Origin of the sequence: Enterococcus sp. LX10 (genome assembly GCF_023539285.1) — a bacterium.
GTDB classification, from domain to species: domain Bacteria; phylum Bacillota; class Bacilli; order Lactobacillales; family Enterococcaceae; genus Enterococcus; species Enterococcus faecalis.
This window is the reverse complement of sequence record NZ_CP092784.1, coordinates 1,475,498-1,494,034: the sequence shown is the minus strand read 5'-3', so window position 1 is coordinate 1,494,034 and position 18,537 is coordinate 1,475,498. Positions and strand designations below refer to the sequence as shown.

Annotated in this window: 22 protein-coding genes; 17 read left to right on the top strand and 5 right to left on the bottom strand. The window is 36.7% G+C overall.

Annotated elements, in window-relative coordinates:
* Window positions 1-5: 5 nt before the first annotated feature.
* The 13 genes from MKZ30_RS07125 (at window position 6) to MKZ30_RS07065 (ending at window position 10,292) form a co-directional block, all read left to right on the top strand.
* Window positions 6-905, top strand: a complete 900-nt coding sequence (locus tag MKZ30_RS07125; RefSeq protein WP_002420157.1) for an SGNH/GDSL hydrolase family protein — start codon at window positions 6-8, stop codon at window positions 903-905.
* On the top strand, window positions 898-1,551 hold the full coding sequence (locus MKZ30_RS07120; protein ID WP_002377303.1) for a YpmS family protein: 654 nt from the start codon (window positions 898-900) through the stop codon (window positions 1,549-1,551). Before MKZ30_RS07125 ends, MKZ30_RS07120 begins: the two co-directional genes overlap by 8 nt.
* 16 nt (window positions 1,552-1,567) lie before the next feature.
* Window positions 1,568-2,083: a peptide-methionine (S)-S-oxide reductase MsrA gene (gene msrA / locus MKZ30_RS07115; RefSeq protein WP_002357448.1), complete on the top strand. Its 516-nt coding sequence runs from the start codon at window positions 1,568-1,570 to the stop codon at window positions 2,081-2,083.
* Between the two features lie 5 nt (window positions 2,084-2,088).
* Window positions 2,089-2,307: a YozE family protein gene (locus MKZ30_RS07110; RefSeq protein ID WP_002357449.1), complete on the top strand. Its 219-nt coding sequence runs from the start codon at window positions 2,089-2,091 to the stop codon at window positions 2,305-2,307.
* An 87-nt stretch (window positions 2,308-2,394) separates the two neighbouring features.
* Window positions 2,395-3,837, top strand: coding sequence for a S41 family peptidase (locus MKZ30_RS07105; RefSeq protein WP_025188430.1), 1,443 nt, complete (start codon window positions 2,395-2,397; stop codon window positions 3,835-3,837).
* An 18-nt stretch (window positions 3,838-3,855) separates the two neighbouring features.
* Complete coding sequence (lepB, locus tag MKZ30_RS07100; RefSeq protein ID WP_002382369.1) at window positions 3,856-4,410, top strand: signal peptidase I; 555 nt, start codon at window positions 3,856-3,858, stop codon at window positions 4,408-4,410.
* 114 nt (window positions 4,411-4,524) lie between these two features.
* Complete coding sequence (locus MKZ30_RS07095; protein ID WP_002420159.1) at window positions 4,525-4,974, top strand: hypothetical protein; 450 nt, start codon at window positions 4,525-4,527, stop codon at window positions 4,972-4,974.
* 148 nt (window positions 4,975-5,122) lie between these two features.
* Window positions 5,123-5,491 carry a GntR family transcriptional regulator gene (locus MKZ30_RS07090; RefSeq protein ID WP_002408441.1) on the top strand — a complete coding sequence of 123 codons (369 nt, stop codon included), beginning with the start codon at window positions 5,123-5,125 and terminating at the stop codon, window positions 5,489-5,491.
* Window positions 5,488-6,342: an ATP-binding cassette domain-containing protein gene (locus tag MKZ30_RS07085; RefSeq protein WP_002408442.1), complete on the top strand. Its 855-nt coding sequence runs from the start codon at window positions 5,488-5,490 to the stop codon at window positions 6,340-6,342. Before MKZ30_RS07090 ends, MKZ30_RS07085 begins: the two co-directional genes overlap by 4 nt.
* A gap of 1 nt (window position 6,343) precedes the next feature.
* Window positions 6,344-7,075 carry a hypothetical protein gene (locus tag MKZ30_RS07080; protein ID WP_002408443.1) on the top strand — a complete coding sequence of 244 codons (732 nt, stop codon included), beginning with the start codon at window positions 6,344-6,346 and terminating at the stop codon, window positions 7,073-7,075.
* Window positions 7,076-7,268: 193 nt separating this feature from the next.
* On the top strand, window positions 7,269-7,949 hold the full coding sequence (locus MKZ30_RS07075) for an ABC transporter ATP-binding protein (RefSeq protein WP_249958747.1): 681 nt from the start codon (window positions 7,269-7,271) through the stop codon (window positions 7,947-7,949).
* Window positions 7,950-9,233 (top strand): ABC transporter permease, encoded by a 1,284-nt coding sequence (locus MKZ30_RS07070; protein ID WP_010715236.1) that lies wholly within the window; start codon window positions 7,950-7,952, stop codon window positions 9,231-9,233. It abuts the gene before it with no gap.
* Window positions 9,234-9,323: 90 nt separating this feature from the next.
* Window positions 9,324-10,292 carry an NADP-dependent oxidoreductase gene (locus tag MKZ30_RS07065; protein WP_025192226.1) on the top strand — a complete coding sequence of 323 codons (969 nt, stop codon included), beginning with the start codon at window positions 9,324-9,326 and terminating at the stop codon, window positions 10,290-10,292.
* Window positions 10,293-10,511: 219 nt separating this feature from the next.
* Here MKZ30_RS07065 and MKZ30_RS07060 read toward each other — a convergent pair whose 3' ends face one another.
* The 4 genes from MKZ30_RS07060 to MKZ30_RS07045 all read right to left on the bottom strand — a co-directional run bounded on the left by MKZ30_RS07060 (window position 10,512) and on the right by MKZ30_RS07045 (window position 13,454).
* Window positions 10,512-11,114 carry an alpha/beta hydrolase gene (locus MKZ30_RS07060; protein WP_010709448.1) on the bottom strand — a complete coding sequence of 201 codons (603 nt, stop codon included), beginning with the start codon at window positions 11,112-11,114 and terminating at the stop codon, window positions 10,512-10,514.
* Between the two features lie 13 nt (window positions 11,115-11,127).
* On the bottom strand, window positions 11,128-12,090 hold the full coding sequence (locus tag MKZ30_RS07055; protein WP_033601223.1) for a ring-cleaving dioxygenase: 963 nt from the start codon (window positions 12,088-12,090) through the stop codon (window positions 11,128-11,130).
* Between the two features lie 10 nt (window positions 12,091-12,100).
* Window positions 12,101-12,529 (bottom strand): MarR family winged helix-turn-helix transcriptional regulator, encoded by a 429-nt coding sequence (locus MKZ30_RS07050; protein WP_010715233.1) that lies wholly within the window; start codon window positions 12,527-12,529, stop codon window positions 12,101-12,103.
* Between the two features lie 130 nt (window positions 12,530-12,659).
* On the bottom strand, window positions 12,660-13,454 hold the full coding sequence (locus MKZ30_RS07045; RefSeq protein ID WP_002360217.1) for an SDR family NAD(P)-dependent oxidoreductase: 795 nt from the start codon (window positions 13,452-13,454) through the stop codon (window positions 12,660-12,662).
* A gap of 204 nt (window positions 13,455-13,658) precedes the next feature.
* On the opposite strand from MKZ30_RS07045, the gene MKZ30_RS07040 reads away from it, so the two are divergent.
* Window positions 13,659-14,411, top strand: coding sequence for a DUF7006 family protein (locus tag MKZ30_RS07040; protein ID WP_002384475.1), 753 nt, complete (start codon window positions 13,659-13,661; stop codon window positions 14,409-14,411).
* Between the two features lie 104 nt (window positions 14,412-14,515).
* Window positions 14,516-15,238, top strand: a complete 723-nt coding sequence (locus tag MKZ30_RS07035) for a TraX family protein (protein WP_002357468.1) — start codon at window positions 14,516-14,518, stop codon at window positions 15,236-15,238.
* Window positions 15,239-15,297: 59 nt separating this feature from the next.
* Here MKZ30_RS07035 and MKZ30_RS07030 read toward each other — a convergent pair whose 3' ends face one another.
* Entirely contained in the window at window positions 15,298-16,332 is a 1,035-nt protein-coding gene (locus MKZ30_RS07030) for a YdcF family protein (RefSeq protein WP_033601224.1), read from the bottom strand.
* 282 nt (window positions 16,333-16,614) lie between these two features.
* Between MKZ30_RS07030 and ptb the strand changes: the two genes are divergently transcribed.
* On the top strand, window positions 16,615-17,436 hold the full coding sequence (gene ptb, locus MKZ30_RS07025; RefSeq protein WP_010816543.1) for a branched-chain phosphotransacylase: 822 nt from the start codon (window positions 16,615-16,617) through the stop codon (window positions 17,434-17,436).
* An 18-nt stretch (window positions 17,437-17,454) separates the two neighbouring features.
* Window positions 17,455-18,537, top strand: coding sequence for a butyrate kinase (gene buk, locus MKZ30_RS07020; protein ID WP_033601225.1), 1,083 nt, complete (start codon window positions 17,455-17,457; stop codon window positions 18,535-18,537).

Below are 18,537 nucleotides of genomic sequence, written 5' to 3'. Positions count from 1 at the left end.
CGAAGATGAAAAAACAAACACAGCATATTTTGCTGACCGTCTTAACACCTATCCTCATTGCGCTAGGTGTTTTTACATTGTTAAGTGTGGCCATCCCCAAAGCAAAGCCACTATTAAAGCAAGAGAAAGTGGCCACAACTTTTCAAAAAAATCAAAAAGAAGTCATTCATTATACAGCTATCGGTGATTCTTTAACTGAAGGAATTGGCGATTTGACGAATAGTGGAGGTTTTGTTCCTATTGTGGCAGATGATTTAAAAGAACACTACAACTTGAACGGTGTTCAAACAGACAATTTTGGGAAAAATGGGGATCGTAGTGACCAAATTTTAAAACGAATCAAAGAAAAACCTGAAATTCAAAAGGGCCTTGCCTCTGCGGACGTGATTACGCTAACGGTTGGTGGAAATGACTTAATGAAAGTAATTAGTAGTAATATTTTCGACTTGAAAGTCAGCTCGTTCAATCGTCCACAAAAAGCCTATCAACGCCGAGTAAGACGACTACTTGAAGAAATCCGAGAGTACAACAAGAAGGCCCCTATTTATGTCTTAGGAATTTACAATCCCTTCTACTTAAACTTTTCCGAAATTACAGAAATGCAAGAAATCGTTGATAACTGGAATCAAGCAACCGAAGAAATGGTTCAAGAGCAAAAACGAGCCTATTTCATTCCTATCAATGATTTACTCTATAAAGGTCGTGGCGATGAAGTTGGCGTAACTGGTGGCGACTCAGAAACTACAGGAAGTAGTGCTAGCAAAGAGGATTTAAACAATTTGTTATATGAAGAAGATCGCTTCCATCCGAATAATCTTGGCTACCAAATTATGGCCGGAGCTGTCCGGGATGAAATGGTCAAGACAGAGAAAGAATGGATAACCAAATCAGAAGGTAGTGAATAAAATGAATGAAGAAAAGCCAAAAACAAGTAAATCAATTAAAAAGACACAACCAACCAATCCTAAACGAAATCCCTGGAAAATCGCTTTTCTTGTTCTAGTGGGTTTAGTCATTGGTAGTGTAGCTTTCGTGACATTTCGAGCAACACAAGTTCGCGAACCAGATTTAAAGAAAATACCAGCAATTGTTGAAAAAGAAGGCGAGCCAGTCGTCACAATTCAGTCAAAAAAACAACAAGTGAACAAACTGATTGACTTTTATTTAGCCGACTTTCAAAAAGGTTCGGAGATCAAATATAAATTTTATTTAGAAAATGATGCTTTATTAAATGGAACATTTCAGGTGTTAGGGCATGACATTCCTTTTTACTTATATTTTGATCCTTACGTGATGGCGAATGGCAATGTACAATTAAAAGCAAAAAGTTTATCTATAGGAACGTTAGGCTTGCCAATTAAAGAAGTATTGAAATTTGCTAAACGTTCTTACAAACTACCTAAATGGGTTGAAATCAATCCAGATGATCAAACTGTTTTATTACGTTTAGATCAGTTTAGAATGCAAAATGGTCTATTTGTTCGAGCAGAAAAGATTAATTTAGTTGACGATGACATTCGGATGAATATATACTTGCCAAAAGAGAAATAAAAAAGGAGTGTTAGAGATGGAAGAAAAAGCAATTTTTGCAGGCGGCTGTTTCTGGTGTATGGTGCAGCCTTTTGATACACAACCAGGGATTATCTCAGTTGTTTCGGGTTATACAGGTGGGCACGTGCCTAATCCAACATATGAACAGGTTCTAACACACACAACAGGCCATACGGAAGCAGTAGAAATCACTTTTGATCCGGCGATTATTTCTTATGAACAATTAGTGGATATTTATTGGCAACAAACGGATCCTACTGATGCTTTCGGTCAGTTTCAAGACCGCGGCGATAATTATCGGCCAGTTATTTTTTATCGTTCTCAAGAACAAAAAGAAATTGCTGAGAAAAGTAAAGAACGTCTAGCTAATAGTGGCCGTTTTACAGAACCAATTGTTACCACCATCGAACCAGCAGCACCATTTTATCCTGCTGAAGAATACCATCAAGACTTTTATAAAAAAGACGCTTTGCGTTATGGATTGTCCCATCAACGTAGAAGTGAATTTATTGAAGAAAAATGGAGTGACTAATTTACATGAGACGAAGCTTTTACCATTACTTAATGACATTAAAAGGTCCGGCTAAAGATCCTGAAACTGATTTTGCCAATGAAGCGGCCAAAGATATTCAGTTTCCAAAACAAACCGAGGATTATCATGAACTTTCTTCTTATTTAGAAATGAATGCTGACTATTTAAGCAACATGGACATCTTTGATGAGTTATGGGAAAAGTACCTTGAAAACAATAAATAAATCCAGAGGAAAAGCAAACAAAGCTTTTCCTCTTTTTTCATTCATGTTATAGTAAACAAAAGTAGTGACGAATTTGTTAGAAATGAGATGAAATCTATGAAGAACAAACGAACTGTTCCTTTTTATCAATATATTATTTCGCTCCTCTGTGTCGCATTTTTAGCTGGAGGAAGTAGTTATATTTATTTTGATCATCGTGTTAAAAAGATGAGTCAAGAAGGGGCAATTACCAATGCTGATTTAAGCAAAGTGCAGGATTTATATAATGAAATTAGTACCAATTATGTAGGTGAAGTAGATAAAAATGAATTAGTTGAAGGCGCCTTAAAAGGCATGTCTGAAGCTATTGGAGACCCATACTCAACTTATCTAAATGAATCTGCTGCCAATGATTTAAACGAAAGCTTATCTGGCGATTTTGAAGGAATTGGTGCCACTATGACAATGAAAGATGGCGAACCAGTTGTAGCAGAGGCCCCTGTAGCAGATTCCCCAGCTGAAAAAGCGGGAATCAAAGAAGGCGATATTATTGAAAAAGTTGATGGTACAGCTACAAAAGGGATGAAACTAGCAGAAGTCGTCTCAAAAGTCCGAGGTAAAAAAGGAACTTCCGTTGAATTGACTATCCAAAGAGAGGGAGAAACTAAAAATATCTCAATCAAACGTGGGAAAATTCCCGTTAAAACAGTGACAGGTGAGTTAGACAAAAAAGATGCACAAATTGGCTCGATTAAAATTACGTCCTTTGGTAAAAAAACATATCAAGAATTGAAAGAAACAATCACGAATTTACGAGCCAAAGGAGCTAAATCCTTTGTAATTGATGTACGCCAAAATCCTGGTGGACTGCTAGATCAAGCAGAGCGAATGGCCAGTATGTTTTTAAAAAATGGCGAAACAATTGTTCAATTTGAAGACAAAAAAGGACGTACGATGAAAGAAGTTGCTTCCAAAGAATTAGACGACGGCTTTAAAGTAAAAGAACCTGTTGCAGTTATCATTGATGGCAATAGTGCCAGTGCATCCGAAATTTTTGCTGCAGCACTGCATGAATCTGCGAATGTCCCACTAATTGGAACGAAAACATTTGGCAAAGGAACGGTCCAAACGGTGAAGGATTTAAATGACCAAACCGAAATAAAATTGACTGTTTTAAAATGGTTAACACCAAAAGGCGAATGGATCAACGAAAAAGGAATTGAACCAACCATCAAAGCTGATTACCCCGAGTATGCCTATTTAAAATTGATTCCTCGCGATAAAACGCTAAAAGAAGGGGATCAATCTGAAGATATTCAGAACTTAAATGCTATTTTAGCTGTATTAGCGTATCCTGTTGATGAAAACAATGCAAACTACACCGCAGAAACAAAAGCAGCGGTTAGCGATTTTCAACAGAAAAATGGCTTGCCTGTAACTGGAGAAATCGACAATGAAACAGCCACAAAAATTGAAGCCACTTTAGGTAAATTAATTCTTGAAAATGACGCTGCCTACGATACAGCAGTCAAAGAAATTCAAAAAAACTAGAAAAAAGGTGGCACTAAGTTGAAGAAGAAACGTGATTATGTTGGGTATTTAATGTACTTTCTGAAAATTTTAGTACCAGCAATCGTAGCCGTTTTTATTTTAAGAGGATTTTTCCTGATTCCTGTTCGGGTGGATGGCCATTCCATGCAAAAAACCTTGAATCAAGGAGATATGATTGTGATGGAAAAATTCTCCGCCATTAAACGGTTTGATGTGGTGGTCTTTAAAACAGACACAGGATCGATTCTGATTAAACGTGTGATTGGTTTACCAGGAGAAGCTGTGCGTTACGAAAACGATCAATTATATGTCAATAATCAGCCAATCGCTGAACCCTATTTAACTAAAAACAGAAAAAAAGATCATGAAACGATGCCTTATACTACGAATTTTGATTCAAAAGAATTGTTAATGCAAGAAAAGTTACCTAAAGATAGCTATTTTGTGCTTGGTGATAATCGCCGTATGTCCAAAGACAGCCGTTCTTTTGGTGCAATACATGCAGATCAAATCTTAGGGAAAGCACAATTTGTTTATTACCCACTCACTCATATGAAGATCATTCCTAAATAAGTAAGACCATTAGTTCGTTTATTTAAATAACGACTAGTGGTCTTTTCTAATCTGAAAAATTGTTCTCTTAGCTGAAAAATGTTAAGGTTAAAGTAATGATAGATGTAGGAGGTCATGCAAATGATTAGAAAAACTATTTTAGCAAGCTCTATCTTAGGCGTTGGGTTGCTAATTGGTGCATGTGGGAATCAAACCCAAACGCAAATGAATTCAACCAATACCAGTGAATCATCACAGCCTAAAGTAACCGAATCAAGTCGCAAGTCATCTGAAAGTGCGTCTAATAACGAAGGTGTATCAAGCGATTCTAGTAAATCCACAAGTTCCACTACAGAATCAGAAATCTTAAAAGGTCTGGCGGAAGAAAAAACGCTAAAAGAAAAAATTCCGTCCTTAAATCAAACAACGATTAAGCAAGTCACTGATAATGAGTATAAACGCATTCTTGTGATGGAAGAAAAGGCTACAGAAACAACCTATAAAAGTATTTTGATCAAAAAACAAAATCGCTTAAAAATTGTCAACGAAACAACCGATGAATTGTTGTACAATGGAACCCTATAAGAAGGAACGGATTCAATCAACTCAAAAGTATCGCCATTGTTTTCAAAGAAAAATTTCTTTGGAAACAATGGTTTTTTTGTTGACAAAAGAATTTCTAAGATATATAGTTAGTTACATAAGTAGTTAACCGTTTAAGCGAGGTGTAAAAATGGAATTTAATTTTTCGGGGGAAAAGCCTTTATTTCAGCAAGTAGCCGATCAGATTGCCGAAGGAATTTTTAATGGCGCTTACTTAGAAGGCGAACAAATTCCCTCAACCACAGAAATATCAAAAAGTTACCAAATCAATCCAGCCACCGTTTTAAAAGGAATGAATTTATTAGTAGAACGACAGCTGATTGAAAAGAAACGGGGGATTGGCATGTTTGTTTTACCAGGCGCTCAAGAGAGAGTAAGAAGGGCACGGAAAGAAGAATTTTTAAATAAAGAAGTATTAGAAGTTGTCGCAGAAGCTAAAAAATTAGGGATTACAGCCGAACAATTAAAACAACTAATTGAAAGAGGGTATGACGCATGAGTTTGCGGGTGGAATCAGTAAGCAAAAAATATCATCAAAAAAAGGCATTAGATAATATTTCAATTACTTTTGAAAAAGAAACGATTTATGGGCTTTTAGGCAGGAATGGGGCTGGTAAAAGTACGTTATTAAATATCATTAATAATCGAAGTTTTGCCACTTCAGGTTCCGTTCAATTGGCGGGAGAAACAGTGACCGATAATGAGACTGCTTTGAATCATATTTACTTAATGAGTGAAGATAATTTATTTCCTCCTCAGTTAAAAATTAAAGATATTTTTAAAACGACTGAAGGTTTTTATGGATCATTTGACTGGTCTTTGGCCGAACAAATGTTAAGCGATTTTGGTTTAGATAGTAAAAAGGCATTCAAAAAATTATCAACTGGTTATCGGAGTATTGCTAAACTAATAGTGGCGCTATCCGTCCCCTGTGAGTATATTTTTTTAGATGAGCCGGTCTTAGGTTTAGACGCCAATCATCGGGAATTATTTTATACTTATTTAATTGAGACATACCAAGAACGTCCCCGTACGTTTGTGATTTCTACCCATTTGATTGAAGAAATTGCGAATTTATTAGAAGATATTATCATCATTGATCAAGGAAAATTGATTCGCGCAGAATCTATTGAAACAATTTTGAAAAACGGTCGCATTGTTTCTGGGCCGAAAGAACAAGTAGAGCGCTATACTCAGTCATTGGAAATCTTAGGCATGGACACTTTAGGTGGGGCAGTTACGGCTTACGTGTACGGCGACTTGCCAACTGAAAAAGCAGAGGTTCAAATTGCGCCGCTAAATTTACAAACATATTTTGTGCAATTAACCAATAGAAAGAAGGAAAAGTAAAATGAAATTTAAAACAGCTTTGCGGTATCGTGTAATTTATCAAGTCCGTTCCTTAGCAATTTATTTTGGCTTTTATGCTTTGTTCGGCATTCTTTTTCCTCTTATTGGGTTGCTCTTTTCTAACGACGTGAATACTGTCAGCTCTGATGCAGTAATTCCTTGTCTGGTTTTTATGGGGATACTATCATTTTTTGGGATGAACACAGATTTTAAACTGTTTATTCAAAACGGGCTTTCCCGCTGGACAATTTTTTTGGTGAATTTTGTAAGTAATGCTATTTTATCTTTGGTTGGATCCTTGGCTGTACTTGTACTGATTAAAGTATTTAGCGGCAATTTCATTTCTCATTTTCAATTATCAATGAAATTAATTGATGTCTATGCTCAAGGAAACTTTTTCATGTCGTGGTTGCTCTTTTTTATCTTACTAATGCTTAGCGGCTCACTTGGCTTGTTAGCAGGTGTCTTTAATGATCGGATAGATGGCGTAAAAAAACTCATTGTTTTATTGCTGTTATTAATGATTCCTATTTTACTGGGCACGATTGCACAATTAGGGGGGACACCAATGCGCCTGAGAATGCTCCACGTCTTGCAAGCAATGGTTGGTTATCAATCCACTGGTTTTACTGTCCTGCCACTTCTTCTGACAATCAGTTGCTTTGTTGGCATTAATCTTGGTTTGGCCTATTTATTGAATAAACATCGTGAAATTAAACGCGTAAATGCATAACTAATTAATAAGAACATGTTCAATGAGGTGAATTTGGAACATGTTCTTATTGTTTTAATTGAGAGATACATCGGAAGTACCATGACAAAGGAAAGGGCTTCCGTCAAAATAGAAAGAGAAGAAAGGAGTATGAAAAGAGTAAAAAAACTTTGTAAATAAGTAAACGACAAAGAATGAAAAATGGAGGGGTAACATGGCGGTAATTGAAGCAAAAAATATCAAAAAAAGTTATGGAAAGAACGAAACAAAATTTGATGCGTTAAAAGGTGTTGATTTAAAAGTTGAAAAAGGTGAATCTGTGGCCATAATTGGTAAAAGTGGCTCTGGGAAATCAACATTTATGCACATTTTGGCATTGTTAGATCAACCAACTTCAGGAGATATTTATTTAAATGGTAAAAATGTTACTAGTATTAGAAAGAAAGTGCTGAATAAAACGAGAAATGAAGAATTTGGTTTTGTTTTTCAACAATTCTTTATGAATGCCAAGGATACAGTTTTAAATAATGTTCTTTTACCATTAAAAATTGGTGGTATTTCCGGTAGCAAGAGGAAAAAGATGGCTTTAGATGCGTTAAAAGCAGTCGGTTTGGAAGATAAAGTTCAAAACAAAGCGAATAATTTATCTGGTGGCCAAAAACAACGGGTATGTATAGCGCGTGCTTTAGTTAATAATCCGCAAATTATTTTTGCAGATGAACCTACAGGGAATTTAGATTCTGCCACTGGGAAGAAAATTGAAGAATTGTTATTTGATTTAAATAAAAATAAAGGAATTACCTTAATTATTGTGACACATGATCCAGATTTAGCAGCACGTTGTGATCAGCAAGTTCATGTTCGAGACGGCTTGATTGTAGGAGGAGATGAGTAAATGAAATTTAGAGATATTTTAAAATCAGCTAGTACCAATTTAATGCGTAATAAAGGTCGAACCGTATTGACCATTATTGCAATCTTTATTGGAGCATTTACCATAGCTTTAACTACAGGAGTCAATATTGGTGTAAATGATTATATTGACAAACAAGTCGGCAGTGTCGGTGGTGCAAATCAGCTATTTATTCAGCCAAAAATGGAGATGAATGTTGGTAACGGAACAGAACCAAGTAAATATAATCCAGAGAAAAAAACCAGTACGATTCAACAACAAAGTATGCTTGCTGAAAAAGATATTGAGAAGATTAAAAAAATCTCGGATGTTACATCAGTGGAACCAATGAAATCCGTTGCTATCGATTATATAAAAGGAGCAGATAAGCATAAATATGTATTTTCAGCAACTTCTGCGCTAGATGAGATGACCATTGATTTAGCGGCTGGCCGTAAAGTTTCGCAAACGAGCCAGGACTTCGAAATTAATTTGTCACCAGAATATGTAAAGGCGCTCGGCTATACATCTAGTAAAGCTGCCGTGGGAGAAACAGTTCAATTAGGTATCTCAAGTTCCTTGAAAGGACAAGAGCAAGTTATTGAAGCAAAAATTGTTGGCGTTAGAAATACCAGTGTCATTCAAAATGGGCTCTCGCTGATGAATAAAGCATTGATTGATAAAGTTGTCTCAATCAATCAAGCAGATCTTCCAGAACATTTAAAAAATCAATACGCGATGATTATTGCTGAAGTTAAAAAAGACAGCACGCCAGAGCAGATTAAGGACATCAAAAAAGATTTAGATAAAGCTGGCTATTTAGCGACTACTGTCGAAGATGAAATTGGTATGATTCGTAATATAATCAATGCAATCACTGGTGTTTTAACCATGTTTGGTGCAATTGCCTTGTTAGCTGCAAGCTTTGGCATTATTAACACGCTGTATATGTCTGTCCAAGAAAGAACGCGAGAAATTGGTTTAATGAAAGCCATGGGTCTTAGCAATGGGAAAGTCTTTACAATTTTTAGTGTTGAGGCGGCTTTAATTGGCTTTTTTGGCTCAATATTAGGCATTTTAGGAGCTGTTGGGGTTGGAAATTTAGTTAATCGTTTGGCAACGGATTCTTTTTTAAAGGCTTTAACAGGATTTAAATTAATTCAATTTTCATTGCCATCTTCACTAACGATTATCTTAGTTATTATGTTTATTGCTTTTTTAGCAGGAACTTTACCAGCTCGAAGAGCAGCAAAATTAGATCCAATTGAATCTTTACGTTATGAATAATAGACTAAAAACAGCTACTTTCTCTCAATTTAACTAAAGCATATTCTTATATAAAAAGAAGGCAATAGGCGTATACTAAAAGTGTGAAAAATGAAACAAATGAGAGGAAGTTGGTTTATGAAAGCTGTTGTGATTAATCAGTACGGAAGTAAAGAGGTACTTGAAGAAGCAGAAGTAACACTGCCAGAATTATCGGAACATCAAGTGTTGGTAAAAGAATACGCGACATCAATTAATCCGATTGATTGGAAATTGCGTGAAGGATATTTAAAACAGATGTTTGATTGGTCCTTTCCGATTATTCTTGGTTGGGATGTCGCTGGTGTGATTACAGAGGTGGGGAGTCAAGTAACGGATTGGCAAGTTGGCGATAAAGTTTTTGCTCGTCCTGAAACTACTCGTTTTGGTACCTATGCAGAAGTAACGATTGTGGATGATCATTTATTAGCAAAAATCCCTGAAACAATTAGCTTTGAAGAAGCGGCTGCCGTTCCGTTGGCTGGTTTAACCGCTTGGCAAGCATTGTTTGATCATGGTCACCTTAAAGAAGGAGAAACTGTTTTAATTCATGCTGGTGCAGGTGGGGTCGGTACTTATGCGATTCAACTAGCAAAAGAAGCGGGCGCACATGTCATCACGACCGCTAGCGCAAAAAATCATGCCTTACTGAAAAAAATTGGTGCAGATGAAGTGATTGATTATCATACAACGAATTTTGCAGAGGTATTAACTGATGTTGATTTGGTTTTTGATACAATGGGTGGTGAGGTTCAAAAAAATAGTTTTGACGTCTTAAAACCAAACACAGGTCGTCTTGTTTCAATTGTGGGCATTGAAGATAAACAATTGGCAGCCGAAAAAAATATTTCTGCTGAAAGTATTTGGCTTCAACCAAATGGAGAACAATTACAAAAAATTGCTGATTTGATGGCAGCTGGAAAAGTGAAATCAATTATTGGTGAAGTTTTCCCTTTTTCTAGACAAGGGATTTATGATGCACATGCACTCAGTGAAACGCACCATGCAGTTGGCAAAATAGTTGTTCAAATGGCAAAATAAAAGAAGCTCAGACAGTGAATTATCTTAAAATAGAAAAAGTGAGCCTGGGACAAAAATCCAAAGAGATTTTTGTCCCAGGCTCAAAACCTGATAAACGGCGGGAACAGAACCAACTCCTTCGGAAATAAGCCGAAATTCTCCAAAAATTAAAGAGCAATTTTCGGAAATTTCTTCTTATTTCTCGGAGCTAAACGGTTCTGTCCCGACCTCACTTTTTTGTTAAGAGGACAGATGTGCCAACCAAGTTTGTGTTTCCTTAATTTCTTGATAAGTTAATTGATGACTTTGTGTCCAAACCTCTTGTACGGTTGCTCCATGATTCTGAAATAATTGAATCACACGCATACTCTCAGGAAGTGGGACAATCGGGTCATGCTCTCCTAGAGATAATAAAACAGAAGTGTCGGTCAAGTCTGGTTGATTGGTCAATTCAACAGGAAACATGGGATGATAGAGGACAGCTTGATGGTAGCTGTCGGGATGAGTAAGCAATAATTGAATAGCGATATTGGCCCCATTTGAATAGCCAATAAAAATAATTTTATCCAATGAAAATTGATGTTCGTTAGCGGCTTGTTGAATAAACTTATGAAGCGCCTCGCCGCGTTTTTCTAGATCTTCTAAGTCATAATGACCTTCCGCTAGGCGCTTAAAATAACGATTCATTCCATTTTCTGAAACATCACCACGAATACTTAGCACAGTAGCTTGTTTATTTAGTTCTTGAGCAATTGGTAGGAGAGATGTTTCATCACCACCTGTACCGTGAAGTAGCACAAAGACAGGTGCTTCAGGATGTCCTTTTTTTAAAATTGAATGCATGTTTTTTTCCTCCTTAGGCTCGTTTTGTATTGAAAGGCTTGATAACACTCTCAATATACTCACGACGGTTTTCTAAAAATGGCGCAAGAGATAACTTTTCTCCTAATGTTTCGTAAGGTTCATCCCCCATAAACCCTGGTTCATCGGTGGCTAATTCGACTAAAATATGCCCAATGCGAACATACAATGATTCAAAATAATAACGATCGACATAGCCAGAGTTTTGTAAGCCTAAATGATCAAAGCGCGTTTGCCAAGTCCCAAGTGATTTGCGATCCGCTAAGCGGAATGCAACGTGATGTACTTCACCATATCCTTGTTGCGCTTGTGAGCTAGTATCATCGTCTACCAAAACGACTTGGGCACCATTGCCACCTTGGCCAACTTCAAGTAAATAGCGATTGCCTTCTTGTGCCACTACGTGAAAGCCTAGAATTTCTTCAAAGACTTCTTTGAATTCATGAAAATAGGAAATAGCTATTTCGACAGGTCCTAAGCCATAGATCGCAAATTCTGTTGGAACAGGTCCTTTTTTCCAAGGGGTGCCCGCTGTAACACCCTGATTTAATTCATCAGAGATTAATTGATACGCTTGATCATCAAAATCCCAAAAGCGAAGGACCTTTTTCCCAAATTCTTCAGAAATACCTGTGTGTTTGACAGCAAATTCATTGAAGCGATTTTCATAATAAGTCAAAGCTGCATCTGAAGGAACCCGGAACCCTGTTCTTGAAATTGTATTGGTTCCTTTTAATCCTTTAGGGTTATTGGGAAAATCGAAAAAGGTCATGGTTGTACCTGGTGTACCCAAATCATCGGCAAAATAGGTGTGGTAAGTATAGATATCATCTTGATTCACTGTTTTTTTGACTAAACGCATCCCTAAAACGTCTGTAAAGAAGTGATAGTTTTTTTCTGCATTACTTGTCATAGCTGTAACGTGGTGGATTCCTAATAATTGATCTTCTTTTTTCATCATTATTTCCTCATTTCGTTTCATTTGTTATTTTTCGTAAAGTTTTTTGAAGAAGAGTTAATTCTTCAGAAGAGAGTTGTTCAAATGCTTCTGCAATTCGCTTTGCATGCGTCGGGAAAATTTCTTTAATTAATGTTTTTCCAGCTTCTGTTAATTCAACGTAAGTAATGCGTCGGTCTTTTTCACTGGGGGTGCGCGTTACATAGCCTTTTTTATGTAATTGGTCAATAACATAAGTGGTGCTACTGCTGGCAATTAAAATTTTCTCCTTAATTTTTTGGATGGTCTGAGGACCTTTATGGAGTAACAGCTCTAATACTGAAAATTCTGTAATGTTTAAGTCATAACAAGCGACATCTTGCTTGGCAAGTTGCTCTAGTCGATGGCTGGTTCTTAATAAACCGATATAGGCTTTTAAAGCTTCTTGCTGTTGGCTCATTGTTTCACCTCTTTTTTTATTTCGAATTCGAGATAAATATAACTTACTTTTGGTAAGTAATCAATTAATATGCTTAAAAAGACAGCCAGCAAAAAATGTGAATTTTTGCTGGCTGTCTTTTTTGTTTATTTTAGAAGATCGTTGGAACTAAGCCGCCATCGATTCTTAAGGCTTCTCCTGAGAAGGAAGAAGAATCTGGGCTGGCCACAAAGGTAACAAAACGACCAATTTCTTCTGGTCGAATGAGCCGTTGGATTTGTGAACGAGAACGATGATTTTTCATGAAATCTTTTTCCCAATCCTCTTTGGGAATGTCTGAATCAGCGTACATATCTTCCAACATTTTTTCTACACCTTCGGTAAGGGTTGAGCCAGGCATAACCGTGTTAACGGTGACATGTGTGCCGACAGTTAAGTTGGATAAACTTTTAGCTAAGGAAAGATTCATCGTTTTTGTCATGCTATATTGGGGCATTTCGCCAGAAGGCATCACCGCTTCTTCGCTAGCGATGAAAATAATGCGACCAAAATCTTGTGCAAGCATTTTAGGTAGATAAGCTTTTGCTAATGCATTGCCTGACAACACGTTCACAGTAAAAAATTTTTCCCAAGTGGCGTCATCGATGTCCCAGTATTCCATTGGTTCAAAAATCCCCATATTATTCACTAAAATGTCGACTTTAGGGAATTTTTCAAGTAAAGTAGTTCGTTGACTTTCAATGGAAATATCGGCAGTTCCTGCTTGAGGATGAGTGTCTGGAAACATTGTTTGTATTTCTTCAACAACTTTGATTACTTCGGCTTCATTGCGCCCATTGATAATGACATCGGTCCCTTCACGAGCCATTTCAATCGCAATTGCTTTGCCAATTCCTTTGGTTGAACCAGTAATTAATGCTAATTTATTCGTTAAGTGTAAATCCATTTAAATCCCTCCAACGTTTGTCTATATGTCTATATCTAGTGTAGGTCTTTTTCTGGACTTTTAAAAGGAAAAAGTTTTTTCGGCCCGCGGGAAACAAGCCCCAATAACTACTTAACAGCTGAATTTTCACTTTTTGGGCGTAAAACGAGTAATTATTGTCAGTAAAAAAGCGTCACTTTTTTGATAGAATAACTAGAGACGAAATTGGCTAAGACCAATTTTGTAAAATTGTACATAAAAAAGAAGAGTGGGAATGCTATGAAGAAACAATATTACTGGAATATACCCGATAACTTACTAAACTCGTTAAAACAGCGGAAAAAGTTATACAGCTTTTATAAAAATGAACAAAATAAGGCAAGAGAATTAGTAGAGAATTGTCAGTCGGTTCTTTTTCCTGAATTAGTCGCTTCGCTGAATAAAATAGATGAGCGGATTAAATTATTGATATTCTATCAAAATTTAGAAGATTGTGAGCTTTCAGAAGAAGAAATTATTACTGTGATTGAGCGAGAATATTTTGTGACTTTTTATGAAACAATTGAAGAACCGACCACTGAAATTATTAGTAGTCATTCTATGTATTATTTATTGCAACAGCCGACTAAAGAAATGCTTTGGGATTTAGACTTTAGTAACATGTTAAAACAAGGTCAGTTAGTTGATTTAATGGATTATCAAAAATTGACCAAATGTTATCAAAAGCTGCAGAATCAAGCTAAAAATTTGATTGAAAAATTAAATAAAGAAACATTTTACACATTCTATAGTCAACTTTTATTGATTGATTGCCAATGCAAATTATTAATAGAAGAGGCGCTTCTAAAAGAAGAATCATTGATGACGGTCGATGAATGCTTAACAGCCATTAAGCAAGAAATTCGAAAAATTCATTTTGAACAATTTAAATACCAACATTATTTATTTGAAGATTTATCTTTGCGGTACCAAGTTTAACGAAAGTGACAAAAAGAATGGTTGAATCTAACAAGAATGTTCGTTGTTTTCTGTTATATAAAAAGATATGATAGTTTCTGTAGAAAAAATAAAGGAGACGATTCATGAACGCAAATCGCTTAAAGTTATTGATGATGGGGTTAATGGTTCTTGACCATATTAGTTATTTTGTTCCGCCAGAATGGGCACTGATTTTTCATGTAATTACTCGTTGTGTCGGCGTGTTTTTTGGTTACATGGCTGTAGAAGGTTTCAACTATACACGGAATGTTTATCGTTACAATGGTCGTTTGTATATTTGGGCAGCAATCATGTTTGTTGGAAATACGCTTCTAAATCATTTAGTGAATAATCCAGCTGTCGCAGTTCACAACAATATTTTCTTCACCTTAGCCCTTGGGGTCAGTATGTTAATTGTGACAAAAGCGATGCTAGAGATGCCAAAAATCAGTTTAAAGATTGTTTTATTGATTAGTATATTAGCCATTTTAGGAATAGGAGCAATGTTTGCTGAAGGTGGCATTGTGATGTTACCTTTTATGTTGATTACGTATTTAGCCAGAAAGAGACTTGTCTTACGGAACTGTTTATATGGTGCATTAGCGCTCTTTTTCTTAGTTACAAGTTTTCAATGGTTGGGAGATTGGCCAACGACAATTGAAATGTTAGCTTATAATTCTGATTTTATGTTTATCACTGTGTTACCATTTATATCGCTTTACAATGGTGAGAGAGGGAGCAAAGCACCATTTTTCAAATATTTATTTTACGGATTCTATCCGCTTCATTTATGGCTGATTGCATTGATAGCCAATTACGTTCATTAAACCTTTTTATATTAAAAAAATAAAAACAGCGACTCACAAAAATGTGAGTCGCTGTTTTTTTAGATGGGTAAGATACTGATTCCTAAAAGAAGAGTGACAAGTAGAAAAACAAAAAGCACAATTCGCTTATCATGAACCAGTAAGGCAATGTATTCTCGGATTAGAGCAGTTGGTAAAAAATATAAGGCAGTTGGCGCCCCGACACCTTCAGCTTTTAAGCCGACACGATGGGCATACATAGCTCCTCGTAAGACATGATAGTTATTTGTTGAAAAAATAACAGAGGGTTGTTTAGAATCAGACGGCATCTTTTGCCAATCCGCCTGAATGATTGCTTTAGAAAACAACATATTTTCATAAGTGGTTGTGGATTGGTCCTCCATCAAAATTGCTTCCGCAGGAATATTTTGTGAAAGCAAATATTTTTTCATTGCGAAAGCTTCGGCCACAGGTTCGTCAGGACCTTGACCACCGCTGACTACAAATTTAGCGGTGGGATTTTTTTCATAATATTCAATCCCTTTATCTAACCGACTCTTCAAAAGTGGAGGCACTTCCTCGCTACGAATTCCCGAACCTAAAACAATGATATAATCAACCGCTTTTTTTAAAGGAATCATTTGGTACATCCATGAATACAAGACGTAAGCAGCAAATAGAAAGGTCAGCAAAAGATCCATTAACAATAGAAAAAGTAAGAACAGAAAAAGCACATAAGGTATCTGCGCTGTGCCAACTGATAATAAATATAGAAAGGCGGGTAAAGCAATTAATAAGTTCAGTCCTAAGCCCGCCGACAATTTAGCCGTGACACTTTTGCCTTCTTTCGTTTGCATTGTACGTGAGTTAAAAATAAAGTAAAGGCAAATGCCGATAAACACAGCGGGAATTAATAGATAACCAATAGCCAAGGTAATTAAGTCGCCATTCTTAAAATGTAAATAAATTTTGTCTAGTCCGATAAATAGTAAGGTGACTAATGACAATAAGGTGCCAGAAGCCAGAGTGATACCGCCGAGGATACTGCGGTTATTAATTTTTAATATACCAAATCCTAGTAGGGCGATAAACAAAAAGAATAGTAGTAGTGCCATTTAATTCCTCCTAAAAATAAGTATCTAAAGTATAACATGCTTTAGGATCGGACATAAATAAACAGCTGTGCCGAAGCATAAGTTTTCCTTTCATTCTTAGAAAAGAAGTTTTTTCATGAAAAGTAAATTAGATAACAATTGTTTAGATAAAGAAAAGCTTGATTTACTAAGCTTTTCCTTCTCTATAAAAAATATTAATAAGGGCATAAAAATTAACAATTTGTATGCGCTTACATACTGAGGTAGATTTAAAGTGTAAAGAAGAAAAAATGAGGTGAGAAAATGATCACTGTTTCAATTGCAGGAGGTTCACAACCAGAGATTTTACAGCTAGTTAAAAAAGCGCTAAAAGAAGCCGAGCAACCGTTGCAGTTTATTGTATTTGATACAAATGAAAATCTTGATACTGAAAATCTCTGGAAATATGTTCATTGCTCAGATGAGGCCGCGGTAGCACAGGAAGCTGTCAGTCTAGTTGCAATCGGTCAAGCACAAATTTTATTGAAAGGAATTATTCAGACCCACACATTACTGAAAGAAATGTTGAAAAGCGAGCATCAATTAAAAAATAAACCGATTCTTTCCCATGTAGCAATGGTGGAGCTGCCTGCGGGAAAAACCTTCTTGTTAACCGATTGTGCGATGAATATCGCCCCCACTCAAGCGACCCTCATTGAAATTGTTGCAAATGCTAAAGAAGTCGCCCAAAAATTGGGACTGCACCACCCGAAAATTGCTTTGTTAAGCGCAGCGGAAAATTTCAATCCTAAAATGCCTTCGTCTGTTTTAGCAAAAGAAGTCACGGCACATTTTAATGATCAACAAGAGGCTACGGTTTTTGGGCCACTTTCGCTTGATTTAGCGACCTCTGAAGAAGCGGTTGCGCATAAACGTTACAGCGGTCCTATCATGGGGGATGCAGATATTTTAGTGGTCCCAACTATTGATGTTGGAAATTGTTTATACAAATCATTAACCTTGTTTGGGCACGCCAAGGTGGGAGGAACGATTGTTGGCACAAAAGTCCCAGTCGTTTTAACATCTAGAAGCGATTCGACAGAAAGCAAATTCCATTCATTAAGATTTGCCATGAGACAAGTTTAAAAAAAGGAGCAGAAAACAATGGAAACAGTATTGGTTATTAATCCTGGCTCGACCTCCACGAAGTTAGCGCTTTTTGCTAATCATGATTGCTTGGCAGAAGAAACGCTTAGACATAGCGTCCAAGAATTGGCACCTTTTGAAAATGTTGTCAGTCAAACAGCATTTCGAAAACAAATGATCGCGGAATTTTTAGAAACACATAACATCACACAATTAGCCGCTGTCGTAGGGCGTGGTGGTTTGCTTAAGCCTATTCCTGGCGGTACGTATCTTGTCGATCAACAAATGCTAGAAGACTTGCGGACAGAACGCTTTAATACCCATGCTTCAAATTTAGGGGCGATTTTAGCTAATGAGTTTGCAGAAAAATATCACGTACCAGCCTTTATTGTCGATCCTGTTGTTGTAGATGAGCTACAGCCATTAGCCAGGATTTCTGGATTAAAAGGCATTCAGCGGCGTAGCGTTGGTCACGCCTTAAATCAAAAAGCGGTCGCTCGAAAAATCGCTGAGGATTTAGGAAAAACATATGAGCAAAGCAATTTTATCGTTGTTCATTTAGGTGGGGGTATTAGCTTGGGGGCGCATCAAAAAGGCCGCATGGTGGATGTGGTAAATGGGCTTGATGGTGAAGGTCCTTATACGCCTGAACGCAGTGGCGCCTTACCGCTCGTTGAATTTGCGCAATGGATACTTGAACAGGAGTTGACGATTAGCCAAGTGAAAAAGCTAATTGCGGGTAATAGCGGTCTTAAATCATACCTAGGTGAAACAGATTTACGGCATATCCAAGCACAAATAGCTGCAGGTGATCAAACAGCAAATTACTATTTAAAAGGAATGTGTTACCAAATCGCAAAAAGTATTGGCGAGATGGCCGTGGTTCTTGAAGGCACAATTGATGCAATTATTTTAACAGGGGGCGCAGCCTATTCGCAAACCGTTGTTCAAGAAATTAGTCAAAAAGTCACTTGGATTGCACCAATTAAGGTTTACCCAGGTGAAATGGAGATGGCTGCTTTATATGAAGGCGTCAATCGAGTATTAACAGGGGAAGAACAAGCTTTAAATTATAGTGAAGCAAAAATTGAGCAGGAGTGA

Bases quoted from the DNA above. Each gene is read 5' to 3' on its own strand.
- MKZ30_RS07125 (WP_002420157.1), top strand. From the start codon at position 6: ATGAAAAAACAAACACAGCATATTTTGCTGACCGTCTTAACACCTATC.
- msrA (WP_002357448.1), top strand. From the start codon at position 1,568: ATGGAAGAAAAAGCAATTTTTGCAGGCGGCTGTTTCTGGTGTATGGTG.
- MKZ30_RS07110 (WP_002357449.1), top strand. From the start codon at position 2,089: ATGAGACGAAGCTTTTACCATTACTTAATGACATTAAAAGGTCCGGCT.
- MKZ30_RS07105 (WP_025188430.1), top strand. From the start codon at position 2,395: ATGAAATCTATGAAGAACAAACGAACTGTTCCTTTTTATCAATATATT.
- MKZ30_RS07095 (WP_002420159.1), top strand. From the start codon at position 4,525: ATGCAAATGATTAGAAAAACTATTTTAGCAAGCTCTATCTTAGGCGTT.
- MKZ30_RS07090 (WP_002408441.1), top strand. From the start codon at position 5,123: ATGGAATTTAATTTTTCGGGGGAAAAGCCTTTATTTCAGCAAGTAGCC.
- MKZ30_RS07085 (WP_002408442.1), top strand. From the start codon at position 5,488: ATGAGTTTGCGGGTGGAATCAGTAAGCAAAAAATATCATCAAAAAAAG.
- MKZ30_RS07080 (WP_002408443.1), top strand. From the start codon at position 6,344: ATGAAATTTAAAACAGCTTTGCGGTATCGTGTAATTTATCAAGTCCGT.
- MKZ30_RS07075 (WP_249958747.1), top strand. From the start codon at position 7,269: ATGGCGGTAATTGAAGCAAAAAATATCAAAAAAAGTTATGGAAAGAAC.
- MKZ30_RS07070 (WP_010715236.1), top strand. From the start codon at position 7,950: ATGAAATTTAGAGATATTTTAAAATCAGCTAGTACCAATTTAATGCGT.
- MKZ30_RS07065 (WP_025192226.1), top strand. From the start codon at position 9,324: ATGAAACAAATGAGAGGAAGTTGGTTTATGAAAGCTGTTGTGATTAAT.
- MKZ30_RS07060 (WP_010709448.1), bottom strand. From the start codon at position 11,114: ATGCATTCAATTTTAAAAAAAGGACATCCTGAAGCACCTGTCTTTGTG.
- MKZ30_RS07055 (WP_033601223.1), bottom strand. From the start codon at position 12,090: ATGAAAAAAGAAGATCAATTATTAGGAATCCACCACGTTACAGCTATG.
- MKZ30_RS07050 (WP_010715233.1), bottom strand. From the start codon at position 12,529: ATGAGCCAACAGCAAGAAGCTTTAAAAGCCTATATCGGTTTATTAAGA.
- MKZ30_RS07045 (WP_002360217.1), bottom strand. From the start codon at position 13,454: ATGGATTTACACTTAACGAATAAATTAGCATTAATTACTGGTTCAACC.
- MKZ30_RS07035 (WP_002357468.1), top strand. From the start codon at position 14,516: ATGAACGCAAATCGCTTAAAGTTATTGATGATGGGGTTAATGGTTCTT.
- MKZ30_RS07030 (WP_033601224.1), bottom strand. From the start codon at position 16,332: ATGGCACTACTACTATTCTTTTTGTTTATCGCCCTACTAGGATTTGGT.
- ptb (WP_010816543.1), top strand. From the start codon at position 16,615: ATGATCACTGTTTCAATTGCAGGAGGTTCACAACCAGAGATTTTACAG.
- buk (WP_033601225.1), top strand. From the start codon at position 17,455: ATGGAAACAGTATTGGTTATTAATCCTGGCTCGACCTCCACGAAGTTA.